The organism is Lysinibacillus sp. NPDC097214 (genome assembly GCF_050277945.1).
GTDB lineage: Bacteria > Bacillota > Bacilli > Bacillales_A > Planococcaceae > Lysinibacillus > Lysinibacillus xylanilyticus_B.
This window is the reverse complement of sequence record NZ_JBNNSS010000004.1, coordinates 26,515-49,546: the sequence shown is the minus strand read 5'-3', so window position 1 is coordinate 49,546 and position 23,032 is coordinate 26,515. Positions and strand designations below refer to the sequence as shown.

The following is a 23,032-nucleotide window of genomic DNA, read 5'->3' as shown; positions in this document are numbered from 1 at the left end:
GATTTAAATGGTTCTTTCCATTTCATATAATGTCTCTTCAAATATGTTCATAAGCTTTTCGACATCAGCTGTTGTAATATTTAGAGGAGGCGCTATTAAAATATGCTCTCCTTTAGTACCATCTAGACCACCACTACCCGGGTAAAATACAGCGCCTTTCTTCATTGCAAGTGAATTAAATTTTGCTGCAAACAGCATTTCTTTATCAAAATATTTAACTTCTTCTTTATTTTCAAAAAATTCAACACCTATTAATAATCCCTTACCTCTTATACTTCCGATTGTTTTACTATTTTTTTTAATTTCATTTAATCGCTTATAAATAAACGAACTTTGATTCTTTACATTCTCTTTAATGTTTTGATTTTCATACTCAGCAATAGCACTATATCCAGCAGCTAAACAAACAGGGTGACCACTGTATGTAAAGCCATGCAAAAACTTACCGTTGCTATATTTTTTTAATTGTTTCATTAAGTTTTCATGAACAATCATTCCTGCTAATGGCGCATAACCCGCAGTAACTCCTTTACCGAAAGTAATAATGTCTGGTACTACATCTTTTTCGTGCAGAATGGCAAAACTCTCACCTGTACGGTAGAAGCCAGTCATCACTTCATCTACAATCATATAAATATCAAATTCACTACATATATTCCGTATTCCTTTTAAGTAGATACTTGTAGGCACCATTGCACCTTGTTGACTTCCTACAATAGGTTCTACAATAATAGCTGATATACTTTCAGCTCCTACCTCGTTTATAACGCGTCGTAACTGATTTAAACATCTTTCATCTTCTTGTATCTTATCTCCTTCAGAAAAGTGAGGTGGATAATATGGTGCATCAATATGTTCGGTCTTATTAAGTAGAGGAGTATATGGGTAACGTCGTTGAACATCTCCACCAACAGAGAGTGATCCTATCGTATTACCATGATAAGATTGCCATCTACCGATACTAATAAATTTGGTTGCTTTACCTCTATCACGATTCATTTGTCTACAAAGCTTTATGGCGGATTCATTAGCCTCAGACCCACCTGAACAGAAAAATACTGATTCCATATTTTTAGGCGCTAATTCTATAATTTTTTGTGAAGTTAAGTGGAGAAGGTTTGTCTCAAACCTCATTGTATGTACAAAACCAATTTTCATAGCTTGTTCATACATAGCTTTGGCAATATTTTCGTTGCTGTGCCCCAAATTAGCGGCTACTGCACCAGAGCTTCCGTCAATGTATACCTCACCATCTTCGGTAAATACATGAGAGCCCTCACCATGTGTAATTATGGGATAATTAGTATTAAAATCTCGATGAAAAACAGAATCAATTATTTTTGCCATATCTCACACCATCCTCTTTTTCTGAATATTGGAATAATTTTAAAGAAAAAAAATCAAGCAGAAGAGAAAAAAGTAATTTAGACATTACTTTTTTTAACTTTGCTTGATTTTATTGAGACCATGATTAGGGGATACCTGATCACTTCAATATAACCGCAATAATTATTTTATTAATATAAAACATTCTTTTTCGAGCAAATTTAAATCAAAAAGGACGAAAAATTATTTCTTTAAATTTAAATCAATTATTGATGTCTGTCAATATACTTTATGTTTTTAACCATGTATGTATGTAATAGCTTCTTTCACATACCGTACGAAGGTTGGAGTTATATGGTGATGGTATTATTGACATACAAAGATAAAATTTAGCCTTTAAAATGTTAGTGGAACGTATCCTATCACTATAAATACAAAAATTTAACTAGAGTGAATTTAACATCTTGATCATATCCATTCCACTATAATTCAATAATACACAATATTATACAAATATAATTAAACTATTTTCAGATTTTTTTAAATAATTATATTCTTTCTTTTCAGTATTTCATTATCGACATGTATATAGAATATAGCATATAATATTTTTTGCATTCATTAAGTCAATTTTATTATTCTCTTAACTGGATGTTTAGTTTATTAGAATAGGATGGATAAACATGTTATCTTTTATTGCAATAGTTCTTCTCTTATTTTTAATTCCTGGTCCTGCGGTTATCATTACCATTACGCAAACGCTGAAAGGTGGTAAAAAGAACGGTATTTTCACTGCATTAGGCATTGGACTAGGTGATTTAGTCCATACGTTAGCAGCTGTCTTAGGGTTATCCGCAATTTTAATGAAATCTGCTACTGCGTTTGAAGTAGTGAAATATATTGGTGTTGCATATCTTGTTTATTTAGGTATTCAAATGCTACTAACAAAACCACAAAAGATTGAAAAACCTACTGTTGAACAAAGTCCGGCAAGTACTTCATTCCGACAAGGTTTTTTAGCGGAAATTTTAAATCCAAAAACGGCATTATTTTTCTTAGCGTTTTTACCACAGTTTGTTCAACAAAATGGCCAATCCATCACTGTACAATTATTAATTTTAGGCATTACTTTTGTTGTGATGAGCGCTTTGTATACTATTTTGTTAGCTATTATTACAAGCTTTATTGGTGAAAAAATCTTTACGAAAACAACAAACAATGGTTCGCGTTGGCTTGAAAAGGCTGTTGGTTTCGTTTATATAGGGCTAGGCGTTAAATTAGCACTTCAAACTCAAAGTAGATAATATATTATAGTTTCAATTGGGAGAACACGATTAAAAGCGTGCTCTCCCTTTTCTATTTCAAATTTTATCTTTTATTTAAAAAGGAATTTGATCAATTTTATCTAATAATAAACTAAAAAAAAGAAAAAGGAGTTTTAATATGAAGCAACGGCATAAAATTCTATTTCAACAGTTGGAAAGCTATCGAAGTGAAGTATTGCATGTAATAGAAACCGTAACTGAAGATCTTGCTGACATTATACCAACTGGATTTCATAATAATATTCGCTGGAATATGGGTCATATTTATTTAGACCAATATTTGTGGATTGAGGCTTTGACAAATGAAAAAGATAAGGAGCTTGTGGCATTTCAGTCTTGGTTCGGCTATGGTACATCTCCAACTAATTTTAATGATGAAACTCCGTCGTTTGAAGCATTAAAGAAGTTATTAAAAGTTCAGCCTTCACAATTAAAAGAAAAGTATGGTGATCGTTTAGAGGTGGGATTTCCTCCTATTGATATGAGCATGAATACGATTGAACAAGTACTAATTCGAACAATTTTCCATGAAGGAATGCACTTACAAACAATACTTGATATAAAAAAGTTTCTTTAATTGCTAAAGACCCAGTTTACATTTTGTCTTTTCATCAATGAAATTAAGGTGTCAAATTAATTAATGTCTGTCTTCTTCAGCAAAACGAAGGGTTGATGTTTGCACTCCTTTCTTTCGATAATTATGATTCAAATACAAATCCCATTTCAATCCTTACTTCCCTTTTTTCAATATCTTTATTTGAGTAACTTACTAAATCACAGCCAATAAGATGAAATCCATGCTTTCTGTAAAATTGTATAGCAGGATAATTAGAAGTTTGTGTTTCTAAAACGATTGCCCTCACCGCAATTTCTGCTGCTCGTTTTTTGACCAAAGCTATGAGCTTACTGCCTATGCCTTGCTGTTGATAGGCTTGATCAATATGAATATCATTAATTCTTAACACATTATGCCACTTCTCATGACTAAAGCTAACAATTCCTGCTTCTTCTCCATCAAAATCAACAATATAGCATTCAATATTCTCTATATGATCCTCAAAAATTTCACCTTCCAAATACTTGTGAAATGGCGTGTCGAGGTGTTTTAACGTAAAATCAATTGCCCAGCCATTTTCTTTTTCTTTAAAGGAAACATCATAATAATTATCGGAGCTGTATTGATAGATAATTTTTTTGCCTTGCGGGAAATTTTCTTTATAAATCCTTTTTATTTGTATCAAGTAGAATCACCCTTTTCTCATATCCTTATAATAAAAAAATTTTCTTTAGACAATCATATCGGAAATGGGTATTTCTGCAAACAACATGCCCTGCTTTTTGGCAAACCCAAAAGTAATTCTACTTAAACCTGGCCTTAGGAATGTGATGTTAATGGAAATAAAGGTCGTTCTGTCCCGAATTTTATCATCGGCCGAATAAACAATACATCGTCCTCGGCTTCAATTAATTCAGACTCTAGATCCTGGCAATCAGGGATAAAATGAAAAATGATTCTTTTTATATCCGATGTTGTGATGTAGCCTAAAACCTCTTCTACATCAATGTTACCGCGACTAATTACATCAAATAGATGTAATTCCTCACCCTCTTTTTCGAATAATACAATAACGTCTTCTTCTTCGATAAAATAAATTGAATGAGGAAATGCAATTAGAAAATAAAACATAAGTAAACTTTCATTATTTTTCACACCTAAAATCGACGACGATGGAATTCTTTCCTTCGCATACAATTTCAATAAAGATAAATCGTTGTTATTCTCAACATCTAATTTTCGAATCATTGTGTTTGATTTTTTCTTTAATTTATCAACATTTATTAAATATCTACTTTCTTGTACTTGTGAAAACCCAAATTTCGGATAAAAATCAAGAACTGTTTCATTCGCAAATAAATAGATAAATTCACATTGCTCCTCATATTTATCAATGATATCGTTCATTAATTTTCTCGCTAAACCTTTATGACGATAATCTGGATGCGTCATTACCGTGCCAACTTGTATGGCTTTATATTCCTTACCTTTTTCAACTACAGTCATTTTACTTATGGATGTATTTGCAATAACCTTTTCCCCATCTATATAGGAATAACAAATATATTGATCGTTCCAGCATCCTTTTTCATACCATTGACTAAAATCTAAATTAAAAACTAACTTTGCTAACTCATTGAAACTTTCTCTATATTTTTGATTGTCCTTATAGTCATATATTAATTGATAATTCGTCATAATTACGCCTCATTTCTTATTTTGATTCCCAAAAGTAAAGTAATTAAGTCATTACCATTTTCCTCACCCCCTTAAAATACATAAAAAAAGACTATAAGAAGAAATCCTTCTCATAGTCAAATTTAAATTCAATATAAATCATTAATCCTCAACGTAATTATAGCTGGCGCTACAAAAAACATTTTTTGTGCCGCTTCGTTACACTTTGCTTTCGCACAGAAATAATCCCGCTGGAGCTTTGGCTTCCGCATAAAGTATACGTCCGGATGTTGCCTTTGACACCTACTTGAGGCTTATAGGAGATATTGAATATATGATTTGAATAGATATGATGCCTTCTAATCGCTATTGTGCAAATGGGCGAACTAAAAAGAACTAAGATATAAACCTTAATTTGCCTTATTACACTTTAAAATTCTGTTGAATTTCCATTAGCAATTAATAAGTTTCATCATAAATAATCAAAACCTCATTTCAATATGTATTTATCACCACTATACATTTTTATGGATACTTTTGTAAAGAAAAAATAAGATCTGTTTTTTAAGTACAAGCTTATAGACAATTCGCAAATCAAAAGTCTATAAGCTTGATGTTGCTTATTCTATTTACTGTTTTGGTGTATTTGCAGTAAGTGGATTACTGTTTGCAACTAATTGTACTGGTGTCGTGCCTTGTTGAGAAGACGGTGTCATTTGTTGTGCATCGTTTGACATTCCATAGCGTTTTACTACACCAAAAATAGCTGCCGCGCCTATAATTCCCCATGCTAAAAATCTCACTGAAGAACGCCTCCTTTCTCATACTGACTATTTTTAAAACAGCCTTAGTATTGGAAATTCTATGCGGTTTATACTGTGTTAGCTATATGAGTTTTTTATTCCATTTACCGAAAAATCACAGAATATGGTAAAATAAAATGGAATAAAATTCGTGTGGAGGTAGAGCATGAATATAAAAATTGCAACAATAAATGAGATCCCGCAAATAGAAATATTATATGAAGAACTGTTTGTAGAGATGTCAAAACTACAACCAAAGTACATAGCTCCAGCAAAACAGGATGGGGAGTTTCTTACAAACACATTTTCAGAAGAAAAATCAGATATTTTAGTGGCTGAAATAAATAACAATATCGCCGGCTTTTTGCTAATTCAAGAATTATCTACTCCTCCTTATTCTTGTATCGTCCAGCATAATTATGCATATATTATGGATGTAATTGTTGGAGGACAATATCAAAGTAAAGGCATTGGTTCAGCATTGCTACAAGAGGCAAAAAAATGGGCTGAAGAACGTAAATTAGATCACTTAGAGTTAAGTGTATTAGCAGAAAATATTGGCGCTTTCGCCTTGTATAAAAGACATGGATTTAAAGAAGCGAGCCATACTATGCGCTTAGAAATTAATAACTAAACAAACAAGTAAAACAGATAACTAATAATGGTTATCTGTTTTTACACGCAAATCACATTCTCAGTTTATTAAAATGCGTATCCTTCACCATCTTCTGGCACGAATACATGAGCACTGATTCCTCTTTCGTTGATAAAGCTTCTTAAGTCCTTTCTTGATAATGTCCAATGATTGACCGCCTCCATATGACTCACGATAATTTTTGCGTTTGGGGCAGCTTTGTATACTTCGTAAATATCATCTTTCCCCATTATGAGAGAGCCCCCCTCTAAAAATTGATTGTCTCCTCCATTAACAACAATAATCTCCGGATGATTTTTTTCGAGTACTTCTTGAACTCCGTCATACCATACCGTATCTCCAGCGATATATAATTTTTTCTCGTTAGGATGGTTAAAGACAACGCCACACACTTGACCAATAAATTTTAAAACTTCTCCCCTGCCATGTTCACCTTTTGTTTTGATTAATTGAATACCTTCAAACACGGTATCTTTTTGTAAAATTTCCACATTGAAAAAACCAGCATTTTTAACCTCATTAGCATCTTCTTCATTTTGAACAAACATTTTAAGATCTTTCGGTATGACTTCTTTAGCGACTTTGTCGAAATGATCTAAATGTAAATGAGTAACGATTACAGCATCGACATTAATGAGATTGTCAATGGATGTTGGTAATTCAACTAATGGGTTATTTTGATCCTGTCTCACAGAATTTTGAACAGGAGGATATGCACCTTTATTCGCTAAAACTGGGTCAACTAAAAATCTTTTCCCTGCATATTCGATTACTAAAGTGGCATTTCGAATTTGTTGGATTTTCATATTTATTACTCCTTTTCTCCTTTTCTTTAAATTACATTTAGTTTATACTATGTCCGAATAGTCATTACATAGATAAAATCAAGTCTTTTACCGATTTGACTTGAATAATGAAAGGAGTTACTACATGTTAGATAGTACGGATCTGCGTATTATAGATGAGCTTTCTAAAAACAGCCGTATTACGATGAAAGAATTGGGTGAGAAGGTTCATTTGACTGGGCAAGCAGCGTCATCGAGAGTGGCAAGACTTGAAGATAATGGGGTTATTGAGAGCTATACCATTAATGTGAATCATAATAAATTAGGTAGCAATGTCCATGCATTTATTAATATTTATACAAAAAGTCCGTACCATGAACCTTATCTGTCATTTTTAAAAACGCAAGAGCAATTTGTTCTTAATAACTTTAAAATCAGTGGCGATAGTTGCTATCTTCTTGAATGTAGGTTCCCATCAAACGAAGTATTAGATCAATTTTTAGTTGATTTAAATAAGCATGCGAACTATAAATTGTCTATTGTCATTAGTAAATAAGAAAAATACCAGGCTCTCTCTAGATTGCCTGGCATTTTTCAATTGTTGAAGATTTAACTTCTTCCAGCAAATGGTTTCTGCAGCGAAAGCAAAGCGTCAGCTACAAATGTCTTTTGCAATGGCTGTTTTCTCAAAGATTGTTGCTATAAAGAAAAGTTGGGCTATACAACAATCGCGCCCGATTGTTTAATACATTGTATCCTTATAAAACAGAACGTTATAAATCTGCTACTTTTTAAATGCAACAATATACCAAACGATATTGGCAATTAGTGACATAACGCAAAGAACGATCACATATAGAAAATCAGAAACATTATAAGTAACCGTTCCCATTACAAATGCAAGTACAATTATTGAAAGTGATATAAGTAACCCTACTCCGCAAAAAACTGCCATAACATATTTCATTCCTTTAACTCCTACCCAATACAAAATTAAAGACAGAATATAAAAGACAAGAAACATTATTATATTCAGCCACATACCTAAAGAATTGAATCCACCAGGATCCGGAAAGGGAGTTAGCGAAGCTGCAATCATTATAAAACAGAAAAGTAGCCCCGAAATTATGGTCATAAAGATAACACCATTTCTCATTCTACAACCTCCATAAGAATAAATTTTGGTAAGATCACTTTACATATAGCACCTCAACAATCTGGCCCGATTGTTGAATAACACTATTTAACCAAAACAACAAAGTTTACGAAAACAGCCTTTGCACTAAAAGCATAGCGACAGGTACAGAAGTCTCTCAACTCTATGGTGAGATGAATGCTTTTAAGTCCCTTTTCAGCGGGTGTCCAAATGTACGCTGAAATAGTGGAACTCAGTCTAAGAACGCCACGTCCTGTGGCATTACCGAAATGACCGACATCGTGTCGGCCCTCGTGCAGGCCTAAGCACAAAGCCGATTCCGGACGTAATTATGCAGAGGCATAATTGATTATCCCACTTTTACATAAATACTACCGAATAACTTCCCATCAATATAGGCATCCAGCTTCCACATGCAGCTTTTGGGGAAAGTCATATTGATCGGAGCATGGTTATCTGCCCCACTGTTCGGTCCAAGTAACTTAGCATCTGTAACCAATTCAAATTCTTTATGCGTTAATTGATGAGTACCCTTTACGCTAAGTTTGTCTCCTGTTTTAATGAACTCTCCCCAAAAGCGCCTGCCGTATTTTCCTGGTTTACTAGCAATTATTTTTTCTTCTTTACTTTGCGTAAATCCTACTAATTGCGGTTCACCAATCAAACTTAAATTTTTAGATGTGAAATACTCGCTTTCTTTCCACTCATTTTCCTAAGCTAAAACTTCTCCAATAAGTTTCGAACTATGATCCTATTGAATGATGTCGTTTGATTCGTTATGTGAGCAACCTACTAATACCAATCTGCAAATTGTGATGAATCCAAAAATTCTCTTCACACCATTTCCCCTTTTATTGTTAAACGTTTATTTTTCATTTTTTGTTACAAAGAAAATTTTTATCATCGCTATTTCCGTTATATTCTAAGTGGAATTGCGCAATCTAAAACGTAACAAACAATAATGGAGGTTGTAGCAATGAAAAAATCCTTGTATATCGGGGCAATGAGTGCGTTCTTACTATCTGCCTGTTCTTCTCATGACGAAGCTCCTGCTAGTGAACAAGCAGAAGCAAAAGAGAAAACCGTTAACGCTGAAACAAAAGAAAATCTTGAGAAAAGTTTTCTATATGAAGCGGAAGATCCGTTTACAAATTGATTGCTAAAGACAGATAACTAATTAAGGTTATCTGTTCTTTATCATGTACTTCCCTAATACATTCCAACAAAATGAAAGATTACCGAATTATATGAATGGTTCAAGAACAAACCCACATGTCCTTTAAAGTTAACAAAATCCCTTTATTTATAAAACATACGTTTTTGGAAAATTACTTATTATTCAAACACCATACTATCATATGGATTTTGAATAGTCCTATGCATATCTTATGTTTTTTTACTGACAAAAACCGCTTAGATCCTCGTTGTCGTAATAAGTAACATGTATGCAGAAGTTTGTGCTTACACCTTTCTGATTTCAGTGACACCTGCTAAAAGAAGTTAAAGAAAAAAATCCTGCAAACACAGGATTTTAAATGATCAATATTTTTATAGAACTGCACCCCATATCAAATGAGAGTGCAGCTCCTATTGAAAGTTCTTATTTTACCATCAATCCACGCTTATATTGCTTTGATCTTTCTTTCTTTTTAAGAACTACAAACGATATGGTTGTACCTTGATTTAGGCTACTTTTTATTTGAAGTCCCTCACTGTAATGTTGTTTTAAGCGAAGGTCTGTATTAAGCAATCCAATGCCAGATGAAGTCTCCGATTTTCTTTCAAGTAAACGTTCCATCGTAGCTTCATCCATTCCAATACCATCATCTGACACAGAGATTTCAATGTACGTGTCGTAATCTACAATGCAAATATGAATATTCCCGCCAGTTTCACGGGGCAATATCCCATGTTTCAATGCATTTTCAATTAATGGTTGGATAGTCAGTGATGGTATCATGACGTCAGTAGATACTTCCAAATCCCACGTTACGTTTATCCGTTCCCCGAAACGTTCCTTATGAATATATAGATAGGATCGAACAAGGTTTAACTCGTCCTCAAGTGGAACAAGCTCATCAATATTTTGGAACTTAAAGGATTCCCTTAAAAAATCACTTAGTGCTTCAAGTAGCTTACTAGTACGGTCGATATCAATTTCACTTAACGTGATAATGGCATTTAATGTATTAAATAAAAAATGGGGCTGTATTTGTGCCTGAAGCCACGCTGCCTCCATACGAAGCCTTTCTTGTGCAGATTGTTTAACGTCGGTTAGTGCCTTCACTCTTGATCTTAACTCTAAAGCGTCCACAGGCTTTGTGACATAATCATTAGCACCCGATAAAAATCCATTTTTAATATCTTGAGATTGACTTCTTGCCGTAAGGAGTAAAACAGGTAGTTCGGTTATTGAAAATTGCTGACGAATTGTACGCACTAATTCGTACCCAGACATATTTGGCATCATTACGTCTGATATGACCAAATCCCACTCTTGAGACAATAACATTTCGAGTGCTTTACTACCACTTGTAACCGTTACTAAGTCGTATTTTTCTATTGAAAGTATTGTTTCGATGACTCTTAAGTTAACTGGATCATCATCGACAACCAATATGCTAGGTCGATTTACTTCCATGATTGAATGATTTTCAGTTCTATCATCCAATGGATTTGTTGAAGTCGCTACCGCTGATTCTTCCTTTGTACTTGAAAGCAGACCTACATTTTCTGTTGCATCTTGTTCATCAGTTAAGTTAGATATTGGTAAGGTAAAAGTAAATTCTGACCCTTTCCCTACAACTGAATTTGCCTGCAATGTTCCCCCATGTAGTTCAACTAAACGTTTACTAATACTAAGTCCTAGCCCAAATCCGCCTTCAATCATTGCTTTACTAAGGGTCCCCTGCTCATAGGGTTCAAATATACGTCGAATGGTTTCCTCATCAATACCCATTCCAGTATCCGAAATCACAATTTCCGCCATACCATTTCTCACATGACCAAAAATCTTCACTTCACCCTCGTTCGTGTATTTCACCGCATTATGAAGTAAATTGAAAACAATTTGAATCACTCTATTTTCATCTGCAATTACTTTGGGGAAATCTTCATGGATTTGATTCATTAATTGTATCTGTTTTCCTTCCTTCATAACATAGAGCATATCTAATACACCCGATACAATTGAGTGAATAGAAAAAGTTCTAAGTTGTAACTTGGGATTTTGGTCTTTTAAACTCATAACATCCAGTAAATCATTTAACATAAGTGACATACGACGTCCTACAGACAGCACAGTTTCTAAATCCTTGACACTTTTGTCACTGAGTACGCGTTCTTCTCTTTCCAAAACAGCTTTAGAAATGTTAAGTATCCCATGAAGTGGATTTCGTAATTCATGAGACGTATTGGCAAGGAATTCATCCTTTAACTTATCTGTCTTTTGAAGCTTAATAGCAAGTTCTTTCGTATCCGAATAAACTTTAGAATATCCTTTAAACCATAAAATAGCTAAACAAGTCATCGTAATAAAAAGATCAATTGGATACATAATCACTTTTATTCCCAAAATGAGAAGAAGGCCATACCAAATAAGATTATTAGTAAATGCTAAAATGGCAAGAAGTAAAAAAATATTACTTCTAATCTCTTTAATAGATTTTCGCATGACTGTTAGGGTCGTTATAAACAATGGAATTCCTAATAGAACAATATAAAAACCTTGATTACTTACTATATAGCGAGTAGGTAACACGAATGCCATAAATGTAGCTATACCACAGAAAATACTAAACCAACGTATATATTTTCTCACATGTTGAGGCAACCAATGTTTTATGCATTGAAGAAGTGAAAAACCTATTCCTACCATAGCAACATGAACTAATTTAAAGCCCCAATCGTAATTAATCGGAAACCAATAAGATAATAATTTGTCATCGCTTCCTAATAGGTAATAATTCATAGTGCTTATCGATAACAAAGAAAAGTAAAGTAATCTTTTTTCTTCCATATTTCCTACAAAAAATAAAATGATGGAATAGATTGCGTGTATTAAAAAAACCACTGCAACTAGTTGTTGCATAGCCATCGACAATTGAGTTTCTCTAGCTAATATATCCTCTTTTCCTAATTTAATGGAGCGAACAATTCCACCATTACGAGGATCCTTAAAGTTAGCAGCCTGAACAATGATTTCGATCTCATTGTGACCGTTTGCTTCAAAGGAGACAGTATACGGAACGTTCTTTGCAACTGTTTTTTCTGCATTTTCCCCTATCTCACCTGATTTAGCTAATTGTCTACCATTTACATATATTTCTGAGGCACTTCGAACACTCGGAACTCGAATACTGTAGGTTATCTTGTCTTCCGGATTGACGAGTAATTTTAAGCGATAAGAACCGTAGCCATAAGGCGTTATCTCTTCCTCTTGTAAAGAAGTACCCCAGCCCCCTGGAACTTGTATGTAAGTAGCATGCTTCTTTGTGGATTCTAAATGTTGTTCTTCACTAATCAACCAATTATAAGGATAAAACTCCCACTCTCCATCAAGTGTAATAGCATGACCGTTTTTAAAATTCCAATTTCTTAAATCCATTTGCCCTTTTGCAGCAAATGGTTGATCTGAATTATCAAATAAATTCAGCCATAAAAATCGTGAGCCTGTTAGAAATAGAATAAACAAGCTAATGATGAGAACAATTTTTCTCTTTTTCATTCAAAATAATTGTCAAAAGGTAGTTTGTGTTTTTCTGTTATTAACACAACACAAGCCCCTTAGGCCAAACTACACCTCCTACGATATATTATCCTAACATGGTTACAGTTTCTTTTAAATCTAATTCTTAATTATAAATCCAAATTTTACAATGTTGCAACATTATAATGTCGATAATTGTTTAATATGTGGTTTAATGAAAGAGCCAAATTTTAGGTAGTAAATATCGTACATCTTTCATATACGTCTAGCTTGACGACTTTAACAACAAATATTATCTTGGGATCAAATCCTTTTCATTCGTCCCCTACATCCATTTCCTTCAAAAATTTATATAGATACATAGAAAAAAATGAAAGTCCAACCAATAGCAGAATTCCGCCAAATATGAAATTCGATAAAATATACCCTTTCTTTAATACTAGGAAACTTTCTGTATCCATGCTTCCACCCATTGATGTACTTAAGTACTCATTTGCTGAATCTACACCATTTTCAACACCGTTTATTACTATTAAAAATCCAATTGCGATTAAGACGAATGTAAACAATCCAAATCCATACTTTTAATATGCTTCATATTTTCACCCATTCCTCTCTTTCCAAAAATATTATATGTGTGAATGTTTCTCACGGTCGTGAAATGATTTGAATCAATCCTTTTTATCTCTAAATATTCGATTACTTTTTCCCATTATCAACTGGCTGAACAATGTAGCTGAAGCTTTGCTTTCGCTACAAAAAACATTTGCTGAAAAAGCTAAGTATCGTTTTAATGATAAAGACCAAGACAGTAATTAATCTTGGTCCTGGGCATTTATGATGTTTTAACCTTTGTTAAAGAAAAAATATTAGTGTCATACGGAACACCGTTTTGGTGCATATAATTTTTTAATACCCCTTCTTTTTCAAAGCCTAATTTGATTAATAGTTTATTTGAAGCTTCATTTTCAGTGAAAACAATAGCTCCAATACGCATTAAATCCATCTCTTGCAAGCCAAATGATATGACTCTATCAACAGCTTCCTTTGCATAACCTTTACCCCAGCTCTCAGGAAACAGTGCATAGCTGATTTCAGCTCTTTTATGCTCAGTTGACCACTCTTGAAAACCGATAGTACCAATAATACCTTCTTGCCCTTTTAAGGCAATTCCCCACTTAATTCCACGTTTTTCATCATAATTCTTTGAAAAATTTTTAATTATTTGTTTAACCTGCTCTAAATTTGTTAAAGGATTCTGCCCATAGTGGCGTAATACATCAGGATTTGAAAAACAATTTAAAACTTCTTGGGCATCATGTTCAGTAAGTTCTCTTAACACTAATCGTTCAGTATCTAAAATAGGAAACATCTTCTTCACTCCATTTCCAAATAAGTTATATGTTAGATTCTATATTATAAGAGTAAGAGTTGCACTACTGATTTTTCTAAATGTTCAACAAAATCGGTAGAACAATAACCTTTATAAATGACAATATATCCAACAAAGTTCATTCCAATCAATGCATGAAAGCCCATACAAAGAAAGACAGAAAAATTCTAAAAATAGCTCTTTATTGATGGATAATGAAATGGTCTCTCATGCCAATAAACTTGGCAAATTCATTCCCAACTTGCCGTGCTGAACTAATTTTATCAATAGTTCATGATTAAAACCCTTCCTTACATAAGGTAATTGGCCCTGAGTTCTTCACTTAGTACAACATACTATAAAGATAAAAAAGAAGTTTCATGTGTTTGTGGTTGTAATATTAATTAGCCACAACCATTGTTCCAATAGCACCTTATTCCCTATTTCATCAATGATCTAGTGCGCACCTGAAGGCAGGTCTTAAAATTGTAGGTATCAGTCATTACTTGTGGCGCTTGCTTATATGGGCCTAGTCGAAGTGGGAAATATCGCATTCCAACGTTTAGTAATTAATTTCAAATGTTCGTAAAGGAAAACTATGTAGAAATGGATGCCAGTAAATATGAACTACACTTTAAAATAACAGTAGAAAATCGACATAAATCCCTTCTTCCCAGTGCCCATAGCTGTATTTTATCAAGTAAAAGGAAATGTATTATAAAGGCTGTGACGTATTGTTACAGCTTTTTATAAAATATATTACCGTTCCTTTCTTCAAATAATCCTACTATAAATTTTTATAAGGAGGGGATTGTTTTGAGTTATCCATCTAATGGAGTAAATACACCAGGTACAAATTTTGCCTTTGCTATTGTTTTATTCGTTCTATTGATTATTGCTGGTCTTGGCTTGTTTTATTTATTAAGAACTTTAGTATGGACCGGTGTGTAGTATTATCCTAAATGCTCAGGATATAATCTGTTGTACACTACTTATAACTTGTTTTTGGAAAACAAATTGGGCCATTAAATTACGTAGTATAGTGCTAATTAAAAATGGGCTAAAATAAACGTAATGTTTGGCCTAGGGCTTGCGTGTATCAACGGAAGTCCTTTTTCGATTTTCAATACCTCCATACTAGTCATCTCAAATATTTCTTCAGGTATTTTTATTAAATCATTATCAAAAAGATTTAATTCCTTTATTTCATTTATCAGCACTTCATCTATGTTAGGCAAAGTTTGTAAATTCTTCTTTGATAAGTCTATTCTCATGTTCTTTCCTCCGACCTTAATCATCCAAAGTAAAAACTTAACTTGTTATGTTCTCTTTTAGATTAGAACGAGTGTTTCGAATTTGCAATTAGTCGATGTGACAAATCAATTTCCCCTTGCGTAATCGTTCACTGTTTGGGGAAATAAAAAAAGGCATCAAGGACTCTTGATACCTTTACATACTCTTTTTATCCACGACCAGCTTGGAATTCAGGATATAAAGTCATCCCACCATCCGCAAATAGAGTAGTTCCCGTTACATAACTAGCCTGTGATGAAGCAAGCCATACTGCGACTGCGGCGATTTCTTCTGGCTTGCCGATATACCCCATCGGAACCATGCTTTCTACATCGGCACGTTTTGCTGGATCTGCAAATTTCTCAGCATTTATAGGTGTATTGATCGCTCCTGGTCCAATGTTATTGACCCGAATTCCCTTTGGAGCATATTCTAAGGCTAATGTTTCTGTCATTAACTTTATGCCCCCTTTACTAGCGGCATAATGTACAAACAACGGCCAAGGAATTACCTCATGGACACTGGACATATTGATAACTGTTCCTTTAATATCATTTTCAACGTAATATTTAATGGCTTCTCGACTTCCTAAAAACGCACCCGTTAAATTTGTACTGATGACTCTATTCCAATCACTTAGCGGCATTTCATGAGAAGCTACTGGGTTTTCTATACCTGCATTATTAATCATCACATCAAGTGTTCCAAACTCTTTTACAGCAGTTTGAACGAGATTGATAACATCCGCTTCAACTGTAACATCACCTTGTACAGCAATGGCCTCCCCACCAGCTTTTTTAACCTCTTCCACTACAGCATTTACATCCGCTTCATTTGAACGATAATTAATAACTACTTTCGCTTTTTCTGCACCGAAGCGAATGCCCATTGCTTTTCCTAGTCCCGTTGCAGCACCTGTAATCACAATAACTTTTCCTTCTAAATCTGGATACATACAAGGCCCTCCTTTTTATCTTTTCGCAATCCCTAACATAATTCCAGCAGCGACTATAAAAACAATCCCGATAATAATTGCTATGAATTGCCGTTTTGTTTTTTTCTCACCTAATATAAAAATTCCACCTAAAGTAGCGATGACGATCCCCATTTGTGAAAGAGAAAAACTTGTTGCAACTCCTACGCGTGGCTGTGATATAAATAAAAACATATTTCCGGCAGCCCAGATTAAACCAGGGATAATATTACGAATCGCATATTTATTAAATGGTTTATGCTTAAATGTTAATAAAACCCCACCTATTACCATCCCGATTGCTTGTGGCAATAAAGCAGACCATCCACTTACATTAAATAAGCGTATTACCACCACATATACTAAATATCCAAAAGTTGAAACAAGTAAAATTAAAATACCTTTTTTCAAATTGTTTCCGTGTTCTTTTTGTTTCTCTTCTGGATTAGGAAGTGATGTGAGAACAATACCAATGATGATACTAATAAGTGCAAGAACACCTAATATAACCGACATTGTTGTCGACCATTCATGAAACACGATTACGCCAAATAAAGTCGTTGATACCAATTGTAGCCCTGTCGAAATGGGCATTGTTTTGGAAACCCCGATTAAATCAATGCTTTTCAATTGGTTTACTTGACCTAATGCCCAAAAAAGACCTGATACAATTCCGACTCCAAACACTATAGGAGATAACTCGGGCTTTACAAAAAAGTAAATACCTATAGAGAAAATAAGTGCTCCAAATGTTGTTCCAAGTACTTGACTATAAGGTCCACCACCGAGCTTGACGTTAAATAATACAATACTTCCCCAAAAGAGAGCTGGTAATAACGCTAGGATGATATCCATTTTTTAAACCTTTCACCTCTCTAAACGCTTTATTTGATTTAGCAAAACATCTATAATACTTTTCTATGTTGCGCCAAGGGAAATTTTTTATACTTTTAATTAAAATCACCTTTTAAATCGCTATATTTGGTTATGTAAAACTCCCTCTTTCATCACACAAAATAGACCAAAACAGCAATTAAGCTATCTCGGTCTTATAGAAATCCATGTTTGCATGGTGGATTTTTTACAATTAAATTTATTAATTAATTCCTAAGGCAATCCACTATACAAAAGTAGTTATCGCATCATAATAATATAGTAAGCTAATTTTTTAGCTATCACCGCATGAGAAGCTAATTTTTAGCTAACACCGCCTTGAATTGTTACTGAGGGTCACTTCCAAACAGTGGCCCTTTTTTTCTCAAAGTATTATTTTCCAAAATTTCTAATTGTAAGGTTCTTTTGTTGGATAAATACCTCCACCACTTTCTATAACGATACATATTATAGATGTAGAAAGGAGGAATGCATCATGGGATGGTTCAGTGGCAATTACAACAACAATTGTTGCTACGGAGGTTATAGCTATGGAGGTGGCAATAACGGTTCAACATTTGTTCTAATTGTTGTTCTGTTCATTCTTTTAATAATTGTCGGCGCTACATTCATGTATTAATCTTTAAAAGTTATTTTGAGCTATTAGAAAATAATAGACAGTGTATGGTTTCAGCCTTACACCACTTCATTTAAGGTCACTTTCGCAGAGTGACCTTTTTCTATTTAAACCAGTATTATCCTTGCTCATTGATCCAATCTTTCCTTACTTCCACAACTAACATCAAAAAATTTTTATTATTGCCATTAACTAGTGCTAACACTTTTTCTCTCTTTACATTTTATTCATAAGTATTGTCAGCACTAGCTAATCTTATTATTGAATAATGCCTAAAGTTATCCCTCTACCTTCATAACGTTAAGGATCACTTTCCTTCAATGACCCTTTCTCTATAAAACTAAACAATAGTATGTGATTTAACTTTTTACACACTCGGTACTCCATTTGTAGCTGGTATAAAACAACTATTTAAATAAATCAGGAATGACGACTCTTCTAAAGATCTTGTCGTTTATATTCTAGTAATAGCGTGGGTTCGGATAGTGGTGTTGTGGATGGTGGTGATGATGGTGGTGTGGATGGTGCGGATGAGTTGGATGAGTTGGGTAGTAATGCATTGGGTAGAAATGATGGGATGGATAGTGTTGGCTCGGATAAAAATGGGTTGGAGAAACCGGGTAATATGGATGTCTGCCACCTTGTTGTCCCCCATGACCACCATGCCCGTAATCGTATCGCATATTTTTTCCTCCTTTCGATATCGATATAGGTTATGCAATATAAGGATTAACAGTCTACGCAAATGCCTATATGCTCACCCAAATGCGGCCTCTTCACCCTACAACTAAAAGAACAATCATTCCCTCCAATTTTTCGATGTTCCATCTAATTCGTATGCATTACACAGGTCTATCTTTCAGCGCGTTATTAAATACAAAGGTTGTTTTCTGCGTCATTGATGCGCAGCTCAAATCCTTTAGCATAAGTAGCCGTTTTTGGGTAAAAATCAACCCTCTCCGCATTTTTTCCATTTCTCTCCTAAACTGCACCCTATCTATGTTACAATTTCAGAGTAGAAAGAAGCACAATTGAGGAGTGAAATACATGACCAATAAAAATTGTAAGAGATGTGGAAATACCCAATTCACAGAAGCTACAGACTATATGCCTGTAAAACCAAGTAAAGGGTCATTTAAAGGAGCTAACAAAATATATACATTTTGTTTAGATTGTGGTGAAGTTGATTCAATTCGTATAGAAAATACAACTATTTTTAAAAAATAAGAATCTATTATCGCCTATCAAAACTCAAAGTATTAGCCAATAAGCATTCCTATAGGGCTTGTGTGTACGTAATTCATACATACTAGTCTTTTTATTTATGTTTAGGTAGTGAGGTTACTTCACGTTAATGAGAAAAGTAATTGCATGGCTACTTTGCTTCAATATTTGTGAAGTGATGCAGTTCCTCTATCTCTACAATTTCGGATAATTTAACAAGAATGTCTGGTTTCAATTCATTCACTTGTGTTAAAGGGATCCACTTAATTATTTGATTACTAGAGTCTTGTCCGTAGTATTTCGGTTGAATTGGAATTTGACCACGGTATATAAATAAAAACTCGTGAAAATATTCCTTTTCGAGGAAAAAGTTTTCGATTACCGCAAATAATTTTGGGGTATCTAGTTGCATTCCCGTCTCTTCCAATATCTCACGATCGATTGCCTCAATACTAGTTTCGCGTAAATGTACTCTTCCTCCGGGCAAAGATATTGTACCGTCAGGAAATTGACTTACTAATAGGTTGTCGTCGTGAACAATCCATGCTGCAACGCGAATGTTTAATTTTCCTGCATTCATTTTTACTGTTAAATCTTCAGACATCTGGGACCCTCCAATAACTTTATTTTGAGTTTATTATCTAATGTGGTTGGCGTATAAGGAAATAAATTCAGCTCGCATCCTTTTTGCTCTTAGAGATACCTTTAAATATAATCAGACTTACTAGAAAAACCGTAATGATCAATCATTATTTCAAAGCAATGTCACATTATACACTATTATATTACTCAACTTTTTCTACAGTAAGTGTAGTAACCGCCATTGGTGCTGTAGGTGGGACTGTTCCGTCATAACCTACTTTTACTTTATCACCAACCTTAAATGTTTCATTGGGATTCTTCGCTAGATTTACATAAACAATTCCTCTAACCGCATTATTTTCCGATTCAGTTACATAAACTACTGCTCTCCGATCGTTTATCATCTCTTCAATCACCCCTATAAAAGTAGCTTTTACTTCACTTTTACACATAAACAATATACTGCAGAATATTATAAGCGTAACGAACAAAATAATTATCTTTTTCAAAATAGAATCCTCCTTTCGTTACCCTTTTAGATTAATAATATCTCAACTCAGGTAATTATCTCCACCTACTTTTTTAGCTCATCTCCATATTTCTATTCCGCCCTGGCGATTTCCTGAGGACGTCTGAGTTGCTTAGAAGCCCTAAAGGAGTCACCTAGTAGAAATTAAAATAACAAATAGAAAAAGCCACCCATTTCTGAGTGGACTACTGGAATCCTATTTAATTAAAGTCACGTTTGTTTAATCCTACGTGGAATTTTAAATCCTAAAGCTAAAGCTGCACCTAGACAGCTAGATAAACATCCTATTATCAAATAGATTGAAAGCGGTGATTCACCAATTAGAACAGAAGCTATACCTCCAATTACCGGAAATAAAGCTACCATGTACCCGCTTTTAGCAGCACCTATTATTTCAACAAGCTTTAAATAAAATAGCCATGCTAGGAAAGATGCTATTAATGTTAAGTACAATAAAGCAGATATGTATGTTATGGATATAGGAATTATGATCTTTTGCCCTTGTAACAATACAATAATTGACATTAAAATACTTCCTACAGTAAAACCAATCGCATTCGAATAAATAGGGTCAATCTTTACTCTGGCGTTTCTTGCAGAACTTACATCACCAATAGCTGTAAGTACTGTACCTAAAAGAGCAATCAAAATACCTTTTAGAACAGCAAAGCTAGAAAAACTACTTAAAGAAGGATAAATGAGAACACAAACTCCCAACACACCTAGAACTCCTCCAAACAAAACTCGAGGATGTAGTTGCTCTTTTAAGAAAATACGGAGAGCTAGCGGAGTCAATATCACTTTTAATGAAAAAATTAATGTTACAATTGCTGCTGAGCTTAATATGGTTGCGTAGTATAAGCATAAATAACTTAAAGCAAAGTTACATACCCCAAACACAATGATAAATGGTATATCTTTCCGCGTAGGCATCCCTTTTGGCTTAAGAAACAATACTAGTGCAATAAATAAGAATGCAGTAATAACTAGTCGATAAGTTAAGGATAATTCTAAGCTTACAGGCGTTCCTTGAATTTTCACTGCAATAAAATTAAGTCCCCATACTATTAAACAAAATACATACATTAGATTTGTCACGATATTTACTATACCTTCTGTCGTTCTTTAATTAACGAAATATCGAAAGAGAATACCCAGTAGTTCTAGGAAGGAATTATCTCCCCTTCAAATTATCGCCTAATATATAGTATCATCGCATATTTTGTTTGTAAAAAGTTTTTTTCCATATCCTGCATCTATTTTATTAGATTTCTAAAGCAACGGAATCTATTCCCAGATAATTAGTAATGTGATGTCTTAACTAGAAATGAAGATTCAAATAACCCCGTTCATCTTGTCATTCATATACGGGATCAAGTCCTACAGGCAGACCCGTACCCGTTCTACTCCGGCTACTATTATTAGATTTCTCCGATTGACCCTACTTTATAATTCAGAAGAATATGAAAATAAAATTAATAATGTTAGAATGTAGTGGGATTAATATGGAAAAAAAACTGAAAGGAACAAAGTACAATGAATATTGAGTGCACGCGATTTCGAGTGAAACAAGGTAAAACGGAAAAAGTAAATGAATGGTTAGCTTTCTTGAATGAATATATGGAAGATGTTCTAGTTACCCTTGAAGGCGAGAAAATGTACGTTGAAACGATTTTTCGAGAAGTTTTAAATGGCGAAGAATATTTGTATTGGTATGCTGTTCAAGGGACAGGTGGAATTGATGTCGATGAATCAGAACATTGGATAGATAAAAAACACATTGAATACTGGGATGAATGTATTGATGAAACCTTTAAACCTGTAGAATTACAAACTGAGGTAGTGATGATTCCTGAAAAAGTACGAAATTCTATGAAATAAGCACTTTCTTACACGAACGAAGACTTTAATTTTAGAAGATTAGGACTTGCGTTTATGATTGAATTTTATACCTGCAAGTCCCTTTATAATCCTATAATCTTACCCCATTATTTTTTGATTGAATTATGAAGACATTATTCGATTCTTCAGTATAATGACCTACATTAAACTCATTTAAATTTATTAAATCCTTGTACTGATTTGGAATAGGACAATCCCACTTTATATTTTCTAACTTAAGTGGGAAGTTGTTATCATTAGGGTTAGGAGTATGGATAAAAACTGCATCTGATCCTGCGTCTTCATCAACTAATCCTATCCAAGATTGATAAGGTTTTTCAAATACTCGAAGATTTTCTAATAAGCGATTGTATAAAATTATATGAGCCTTTATATGCTCTCTTCTTAACTTCAAACTATTATCTCCATGTCCATAAAAATCAAGATGCGTATGCCATATATCAAACCATCCTTCTTCCCCAAAATCTAATTTATAGTTTGCTACGTCTAGTTCCCTCGATAAATTACGAAAATAACGCTTTTTTCCACGAAATTTTTTCAATGATAATTTGCTCCTTGCTTGATCTAATCAGTTTATGTTTACTTGTTTTGAATATTTAAAAACGAAACAAATATGATCGTAAATAATTCTCTCTATATTTATCCTTCAAATGTTA

Annotated in this window: 27 protein-coding genes; 10 read left to right on the top strand and 17 right to left on the bottom strand. The window is 33.8% G+C overall.

Annotation, left to right across the window (positions count from 1 at the left end; genetic code table 11):
• Positions 1-3: 3 nt before the first annotated feature.
• The gene (locus ACQKMI_RS10205; RefSeq protein WP_427488531.1) at positions 4-1,347 is read right to left on the bottom strand and encodes an aspartate aminotransferase family protein; all 1,344 of its coding nucleotides are present in this window, start codon (positions 1,345-1,347) and stop codon (positions 4-6) included.
• A gap of 662 nt (positions 1,348-2,009) precedes the next feature.
• On the opposite strand from ACQKMI_RS10205, the gene ACQKMI_RS10200 reads away from it, so the two are divergent.
• Both ACQKMI_RS10200 and ACQKMI_RS10195 read left to right on the top strand, forming a co-directional pair.
• Positions 2,010-2,630, top strand: coding sequence for a LysE family translocator (locus ACQKMI_RS10200; RefSeq protein ID WP_427488530.1), 621 nt, complete (start codon positions 2,010-2,012; stop codon positions 2,628-2,630).
• Between the two features lie 139 nt (positions 2,631-2,769).
• The gene (locus tag ACQKMI_RS10195; RefSeq protein ID WP_427488528.1) at positions 2,770-3,228 is read left to right on the top strand and encodes a DinB family protein; all 459 of its coding nucleotides are present in this window, start codon (positions 2,770-2,772) and stop codon (positions 3,226-3,228) included.
• A 121-nt stretch (positions 3,229-3,349) separates the two neighbouring features.
• On the opposite strand, the gene ACQKMI_RS10190 is transcribed toward ACQKMI_RS10195, so the two are convergent.
• The 3 genes from ACQKMI_RS10190 to ACQKMI_RS10180 form a co-directional block, all read right to left on the bottom strand.
• Positions 3,350-3,892: a GNAT family N-acetyltransferase gene (locus tag ACQKMI_RS10190; protein ID WP_427488526.1), complete on the bottom strand. Its 543-nt coding sequence runs from the start codon at positions 3,890-3,892 to the stop codon at positions 3,350-3,352.
• Between the two features lie 134 nt (positions 3,893-4,026).
• Positions 4,027-4,905, bottom strand: a complete 879-nt coding sequence (locus tag ACQKMI_RS10185; protein WP_427488524.1) for a GNAT family N-acetyltransferase — start codon at positions 4,903-4,905, stop codon at positions 4,027-4,029.
• 608 nt (positions 4,906-5,513) lie between these two features.
• Positions 5,514-5,687 (bottom strand): hypothetical protein, encoded by a 174-nt coding sequence (locus ACQKMI_RS10180; RefSeq protein ID WP_323650011.1) that lies wholly within the window; start codon positions 5,685-5,687, stop codon positions 5,514-5,516.
• Positions 5,688-5,853: 166 nt separating this feature from the next.
• Between ACQKMI_RS10180 and ACQKMI_RS10175 the strand changes: the two genes are divergently transcribed.
• Positions 5,854-6,321: an N-acetyltransferase family protein gene (locus tag ACQKMI_RS10175; RefSeq protein ID WP_427488522.1), complete on the top strand. Its 468-nt coding sequence runs from the start codon at positions 5,854-5,856 to the stop codon at positions 6,319-6,321.
• Positions 6,322-6,389: 68 nt separating this feature from the next.
• Here ACQKMI_RS10175 and ACQKMI_RS10170 read toward each other — a convergent pair whose 3' ends face one another.
• Positions 6,390-7,148 carry an MBL fold metallo-hydrolase gene (locus tag ACQKMI_RS10170; protein WP_427488520.1) on the bottom strand — a complete coding sequence of 253 codons (759 nt, stop codon included), beginning with the start codon at positions 7,146-7,148 and terminating at the stop codon, positions 6,390-6,392.
• A 124-nt stretch (positions 7,149-7,272) separates the two neighbouring features.
• Between ACQKMI_RS10170 and ACQKMI_RS10165 the strand changes: the two genes are divergently transcribed.
• Positions 7,273-7,683, top strand: a complete 411-nt coding sequence (locus ACQKMI_RS10165; protein ID WP_427488518.1) for an Lrp/AsnC family transcriptional regulator — start codon at positions 7,273-7,275, stop codon at positions 7,681-7,683.
• Positions 7,684-7,911: 228 nt separating this feature from the next.
• On the opposite strand, the gene ACQKMI_RS10160 is transcribed toward ACQKMI_RS10165, so the two are convergent.
• Together ACQKMI_RS10160 and ACQKMI_RS10155 are read right to left on the bottom strand one after the other, a co-directional pair.
• Positions 7,912-8,283, bottom strand: coding sequence for a DUF5391 family protein (locus ACQKMI_RS10160; protein ID WP_427488516.1), 372 nt, complete (start codon positions 8,281-8,283; stop codon positions 7,912-7,914).
• A 349-nt stretch (positions 8,284-8,632) separates the two neighbouring features.
• The gene (locus tag ACQKMI_RS10155) at positions 8,633-8,947 is read right to left on the bottom strand and encodes a hypothetical protein (RefSeq protein WP_427488514.1); all 315 of its coding nucleotides are present in this window, start codon (positions 8,945-8,947) and stop codon (positions 8,633-8,635) included.
• Between the two features lie 312 nt (positions 8,948-9,259).
• Between ACQKMI_RS10155 and ACQKMI_RS10150 the strand changes: the two genes are divergently transcribed.
• Positions 9,260-9,439 (top strand): hypothetical protein, encoded by a 180-nt coding sequence (locus tag ACQKMI_RS10150; RefSeq protein ID WP_427488512.1) that lies wholly within the window; start codon positions 9,260-9,262, stop codon positions 9,437-9,439.
• Between the two features lie 444 nt (positions 9,440-9,883).
• Here the strand turns inward: ACQKMI_RS10150 and ACQKMI_RS10145 are convergent, their stop codons facing one another.
• From ACQKMI_RS10145 to ACQKMI_RS10135, 3 genes are all read right to left on the bottom strand, one after another.
• On the bottom strand, positions 9,884-13,009 hold the full coding sequence (locus ACQKMI_RS10145; protein WP_427488510.1) for an ATP-binding protein: 3,126 nt from the start codon (positions 13,007-13,009) through the stop codon (positions 9,884-9,886).
• Positions 13,010-13,305: 296 nt separating this feature from the next.
• Positions 13,306-13,560: a hypothetical protein gene (locus ACQKMI_RS10140; protein ID WP_427488508.1), complete on the bottom strand. Its 255-nt coding sequence runs from the start codon at positions 13,558-13,560 to the stop codon at positions 13,306-13,308.
• Positions 13,561-13,826: 266 nt separating this feature from the next.
• Entirely contained in the window at positions 13,827-14,363 is a 537-nt protein-coding gene (locus ACQKMI_RS10135) for a GNAT family N-acetyltransferase (RefSeq protein ID WP_427488506.1), read from the bottom strand.
• 816 nt (positions 14,364-15,179) lie between these two features.
• Here ACQKMI_RS10135 and ACQKMI_RS10130 point away from each other — a divergent pair.
• Positions 15,180-15,314 (top strand): hypothetical protein, encoded by a 135-nt coding sequence (locus ACQKMI_RS10130; protein ID WP_427414780.1) that lies wholly within the window; start codon positions 15,180-15,182, stop codon positions 15,312-15,314.
• Positions 15,315-15,412: 98 nt separating this feature from the next.
• Here ACQKMI_RS10130 and ACQKMI_RS10125 read toward each other — a convergent pair whose 3' ends face one another.
• The 3 genes from ACQKMI_RS10125 to ACQKMI_RS10115 all read right to left on the bottom strand — a co-directional run bounded on the left by ACQKMI_RS10125 (position 15,413) and on the right by ACQKMI_RS10115 (position 17,484).
• Positions 15,413-15,637 carry a hypothetical protein gene (locus ACQKMI_RS10125; protein WP_427488504.1) on the bottom strand — a complete coding sequence of 75 codons (225 nt, stop codon included), beginning with the start codon at positions 15,635-15,637 and terminating at the stop codon, positions 15,413-15,415.
• Between the two features lie 188 nt (positions 15,638-15,825).
• Positions 15,826-16,611: a glucose 1-dehydrogenase gene (gene gdh / locus ACQKMI_RS10120; protein ID WP_427488502.1), complete on the bottom strand. Its 786-nt coding sequence runs from the start codon at positions 16,609-16,611 to the stop codon at positions 15,826-15,828.
• A 15-nt stretch (positions 16,612-16,626) separates the two neighbouring features.
• A complete protein-coding gene (locus ACQKMI_RS10115; protein WP_427488500.1) occupies positions 16,627-17,484 on the bottom strand; it encodes a RhaT/GlcU family sugar-proton symporter in 858 nt (285 codons plus the stop codon).
• 514 nt (positions 17,485-17,998) lie between these two features.
• Here ACQKMI_RS10115 and ACQKMI_RS10110 point away from each other — a divergent pair.
• The 3 genes from ACQKMI_RS10110 (at position 17,999) to ACQKMI_RS10100 (ending at position 19,366) form a co-directional block, all read left to right on the top strand.
• Positions 17,999-18,142 (top strand): YjcZ family sporulation protein, encoded by a 144-nt coding sequence (locus ACQKMI_RS10110; protein WP_323650038.1) that lies wholly within the window; start codon positions 17,999-18,001, stop codon positions 18,140-18,142.
• 490 nt (positions 18,143-18,632) lie between these two features.
• Entirely contained in the window at positions 18,633-18,851 is a 219-nt protein-coding gene (locus ACQKMI_RS10105; protein WP_427414784.1) for a hypothetical protein, read from the top strand.
• A gap of 335 nt (positions 18,852-19,186) precedes the next feature.
• The gene (locus tag ACQKMI_RS10100) at positions 19,187-19,366 is read left to right on the top strand and encodes a hypothetical protein (protein ID WP_427488498.1); all 180 of its coding nucleotides are present in this window, start codon (positions 19,187-19,189) and stop codon (positions 19,364-19,366) included.
• A gap of 148 nt (positions 19,367-19,514) precedes the next feature.
• On the opposite strand, the gene ACQKMI_RS10095 is transcribed toward ACQKMI_RS10100, so the two are convergent.
• The 3 genes from ACQKMI_RS10095 to ACQKMI_RS10085 all read right to left on the bottom strand — a co-directional run bounded on the left by ACQKMI_RS10095 (position 19,515) and on the right by ACQKMI_RS10085 (position 21,572).
• On the bottom strand, positions 19,515-19,967 hold the full coding sequence (locus ACQKMI_RS10095) for an NUDIX hydrolase (RefSeq protein ID WP_427488496.1): 453 nt from the start codon (positions 19,965-19,967) through the stop codon (positions 19,515-19,517).
• A gap of 181 nt (positions 19,968-20,148) precedes the next feature.
• Positions 20,149-20,454 (bottom strand): hypothetical protein, encoded by a 306-nt coding sequence (locus ACQKMI_RS10090; protein ID WP_427488494.1) that lies wholly within the window; start codon positions 20,452-20,454, stop codon positions 20,149-20,151.
• A 230-nt stretch (positions 20,455-20,684) separates the two neighbouring features.
• Positions 20,685-21,572, bottom strand: a complete 888-nt coding sequence (locus ACQKMI_RS10085; protein ID WP_427488492.1) for a DMT family transporter — start codon at positions 21,570-21,572, stop codon at positions 20,685-20,687.
• A gap of 438 nt (positions 21,573-22,010) precedes the next feature.
• Here ACQKMI_RS10085 and ACQKMI_RS10080 point away from each other — a divergent pair, with 438 nt between their 5' ends.
• Positions 22,011-22,355, top strand: coding sequence for a DUF6176 family protein (locus ACQKMI_RS10080; RefSeq protein WP_427488490.1), 345 nt, complete (start codon positions 22,011-22,013; stop codon positions 22,353-22,355).
• A 91-nt stretch (positions 22,356-22,446) separates the two neighbouring features.
• Here the strand turns inward: ACQKMI_RS10080 and ACQKMI_RS10075 are convergent, their stop codons facing one another.
• Positions 22,447-22,917, bottom strand: a complete 471-nt coding sequence (locus ACQKMI_RS10075; protein ID WP_427488488.1) for a hypothetical protein — start codon at positions 22,915-22,917, stop codon at positions 22,447-22,449.
• Between the last annotated feature and the right edge of the window lie 115 nt (positions 22,918-23,032).

Coding starts and splice junctions, on each gene's coding strand:
- ACQKMI_RS10145 (WP_427488510.1), bottom strand. CDS start 13,009: ATGAAAAAGAGAAAAATTGTTCTCATCATTAGCTTGTTTATTCTATTT.
- ACQKMI_RS10135 (WP_427488506.1), bottom strand. CDS start 14,363: ATGTTTCCTATTTTAGATACTGAACGATTAGTGTTAAGAGAACTTACT.
- ACQKMI_RS10100 (WP_427488498.1), top strand. CDS start 19,187: ATGACCAATAAAAATTGTAAGAGATGTGGAAATACCCAATTCACAGAA.
- ACQKMI_RS10205 (WP_427488531.1), bottom strand. CDS start 1,347: ATGGCAAAAATAATTGATTCTGTTTTTCATCGAGATTTTAATACTAAT.
- ACQKMI_RS10170 (WP_427488520.1), bottom strand. CDS start 7,148: ATGAAAATCCAACAAATTCGAAATGCCACTTTAGTAATCGAATATGCA.
- ACQKMI_RS10160 (WP_427488516.1), bottom strand. CDS start 8,283: ATGAGAAATGGTGTTATCTTTATGACCATAATTTCGGGGCTACTTTTC.
- ACQKMI_RS10165 (WP_427488518.1), top strand. CDS start 7,273: ATGTTAGATAGTACGGATCTGCGTATTATAGATGAGCTTTCTAAAAAC.
- ACQKMI_RS10110 (WP_323650038.1), top strand. CDS start 17,999: ATGGGATGGTTCAGTGGCAATTACAACAACAATTGTTGCTACGGAGGT.
- ACQKMI_RS10195 (WP_427488528.1), top strand. CDS start 2,770: ATGAAGCAACGGCATAAAATTCTATTTCAACAGTTGGAAAGCTATCGA.
- ACQKMI_RS10125 (WP_427488504.1), bottom strand. CDS start 15,637: ATGAGAATAGACTTATCAAAGAAGAATTTACAAACTTTGCCTAACATA.
- ACQKMI_RS10175 (WP_427488522.1), top strand. CDS start 5,854: ATGAATATAAAAATTGCAACAATAAATGAGATCCCGCAAATAGAAATA.
- gdh (WP_427488502.1), bottom strand. CDS start 16,611: ATGTATCCAGATTTAGAAGGAAAAGTTATTGTGATTACAGGTGCTGCA.
- ACQKMI_RS10080 (WP_427488490.1), top strand. CDS start 22,011: ATGAATATTGAGTGCACGCGATTTCGAGTGAAACAAGGTAAAACGGAA.
- ACQKMI_RS10095 (WP_427488496.1), bottom strand. CDS start 19,967: ATGTCTGAAGATTTAACAGTAAAAATGAATGCAGGAAAATTAAACATT.
- ACQKMI_RS10185 (WP_427488524.1), bottom strand. CDS start 4,905: ATGACGAATTATCAATTAATATATGACTATAAGGACAATCAAAAATAT.
- ACQKMI_RS10115 (WP_427488500.1), bottom strand. CDS start 17,484: ATGGATATCATCCTAGCGTTATTACCAGCTCTCTTTTGGGGAAGTATT.
- ACQKMI_RS10150 (WP_427488512.1), top strand. CDS start 9,260: ATGAAAAAATCCTTGTATATCGGGGCAATGAGTGCGTTCTTACTATCT.
- ACQKMI_RS10200 (WP_427488530.1), top strand. CDS start 2,010: ATGTTATCTTTTATTGCAATAGTTCTTCTCTTATTTTTAATTCCTGGT.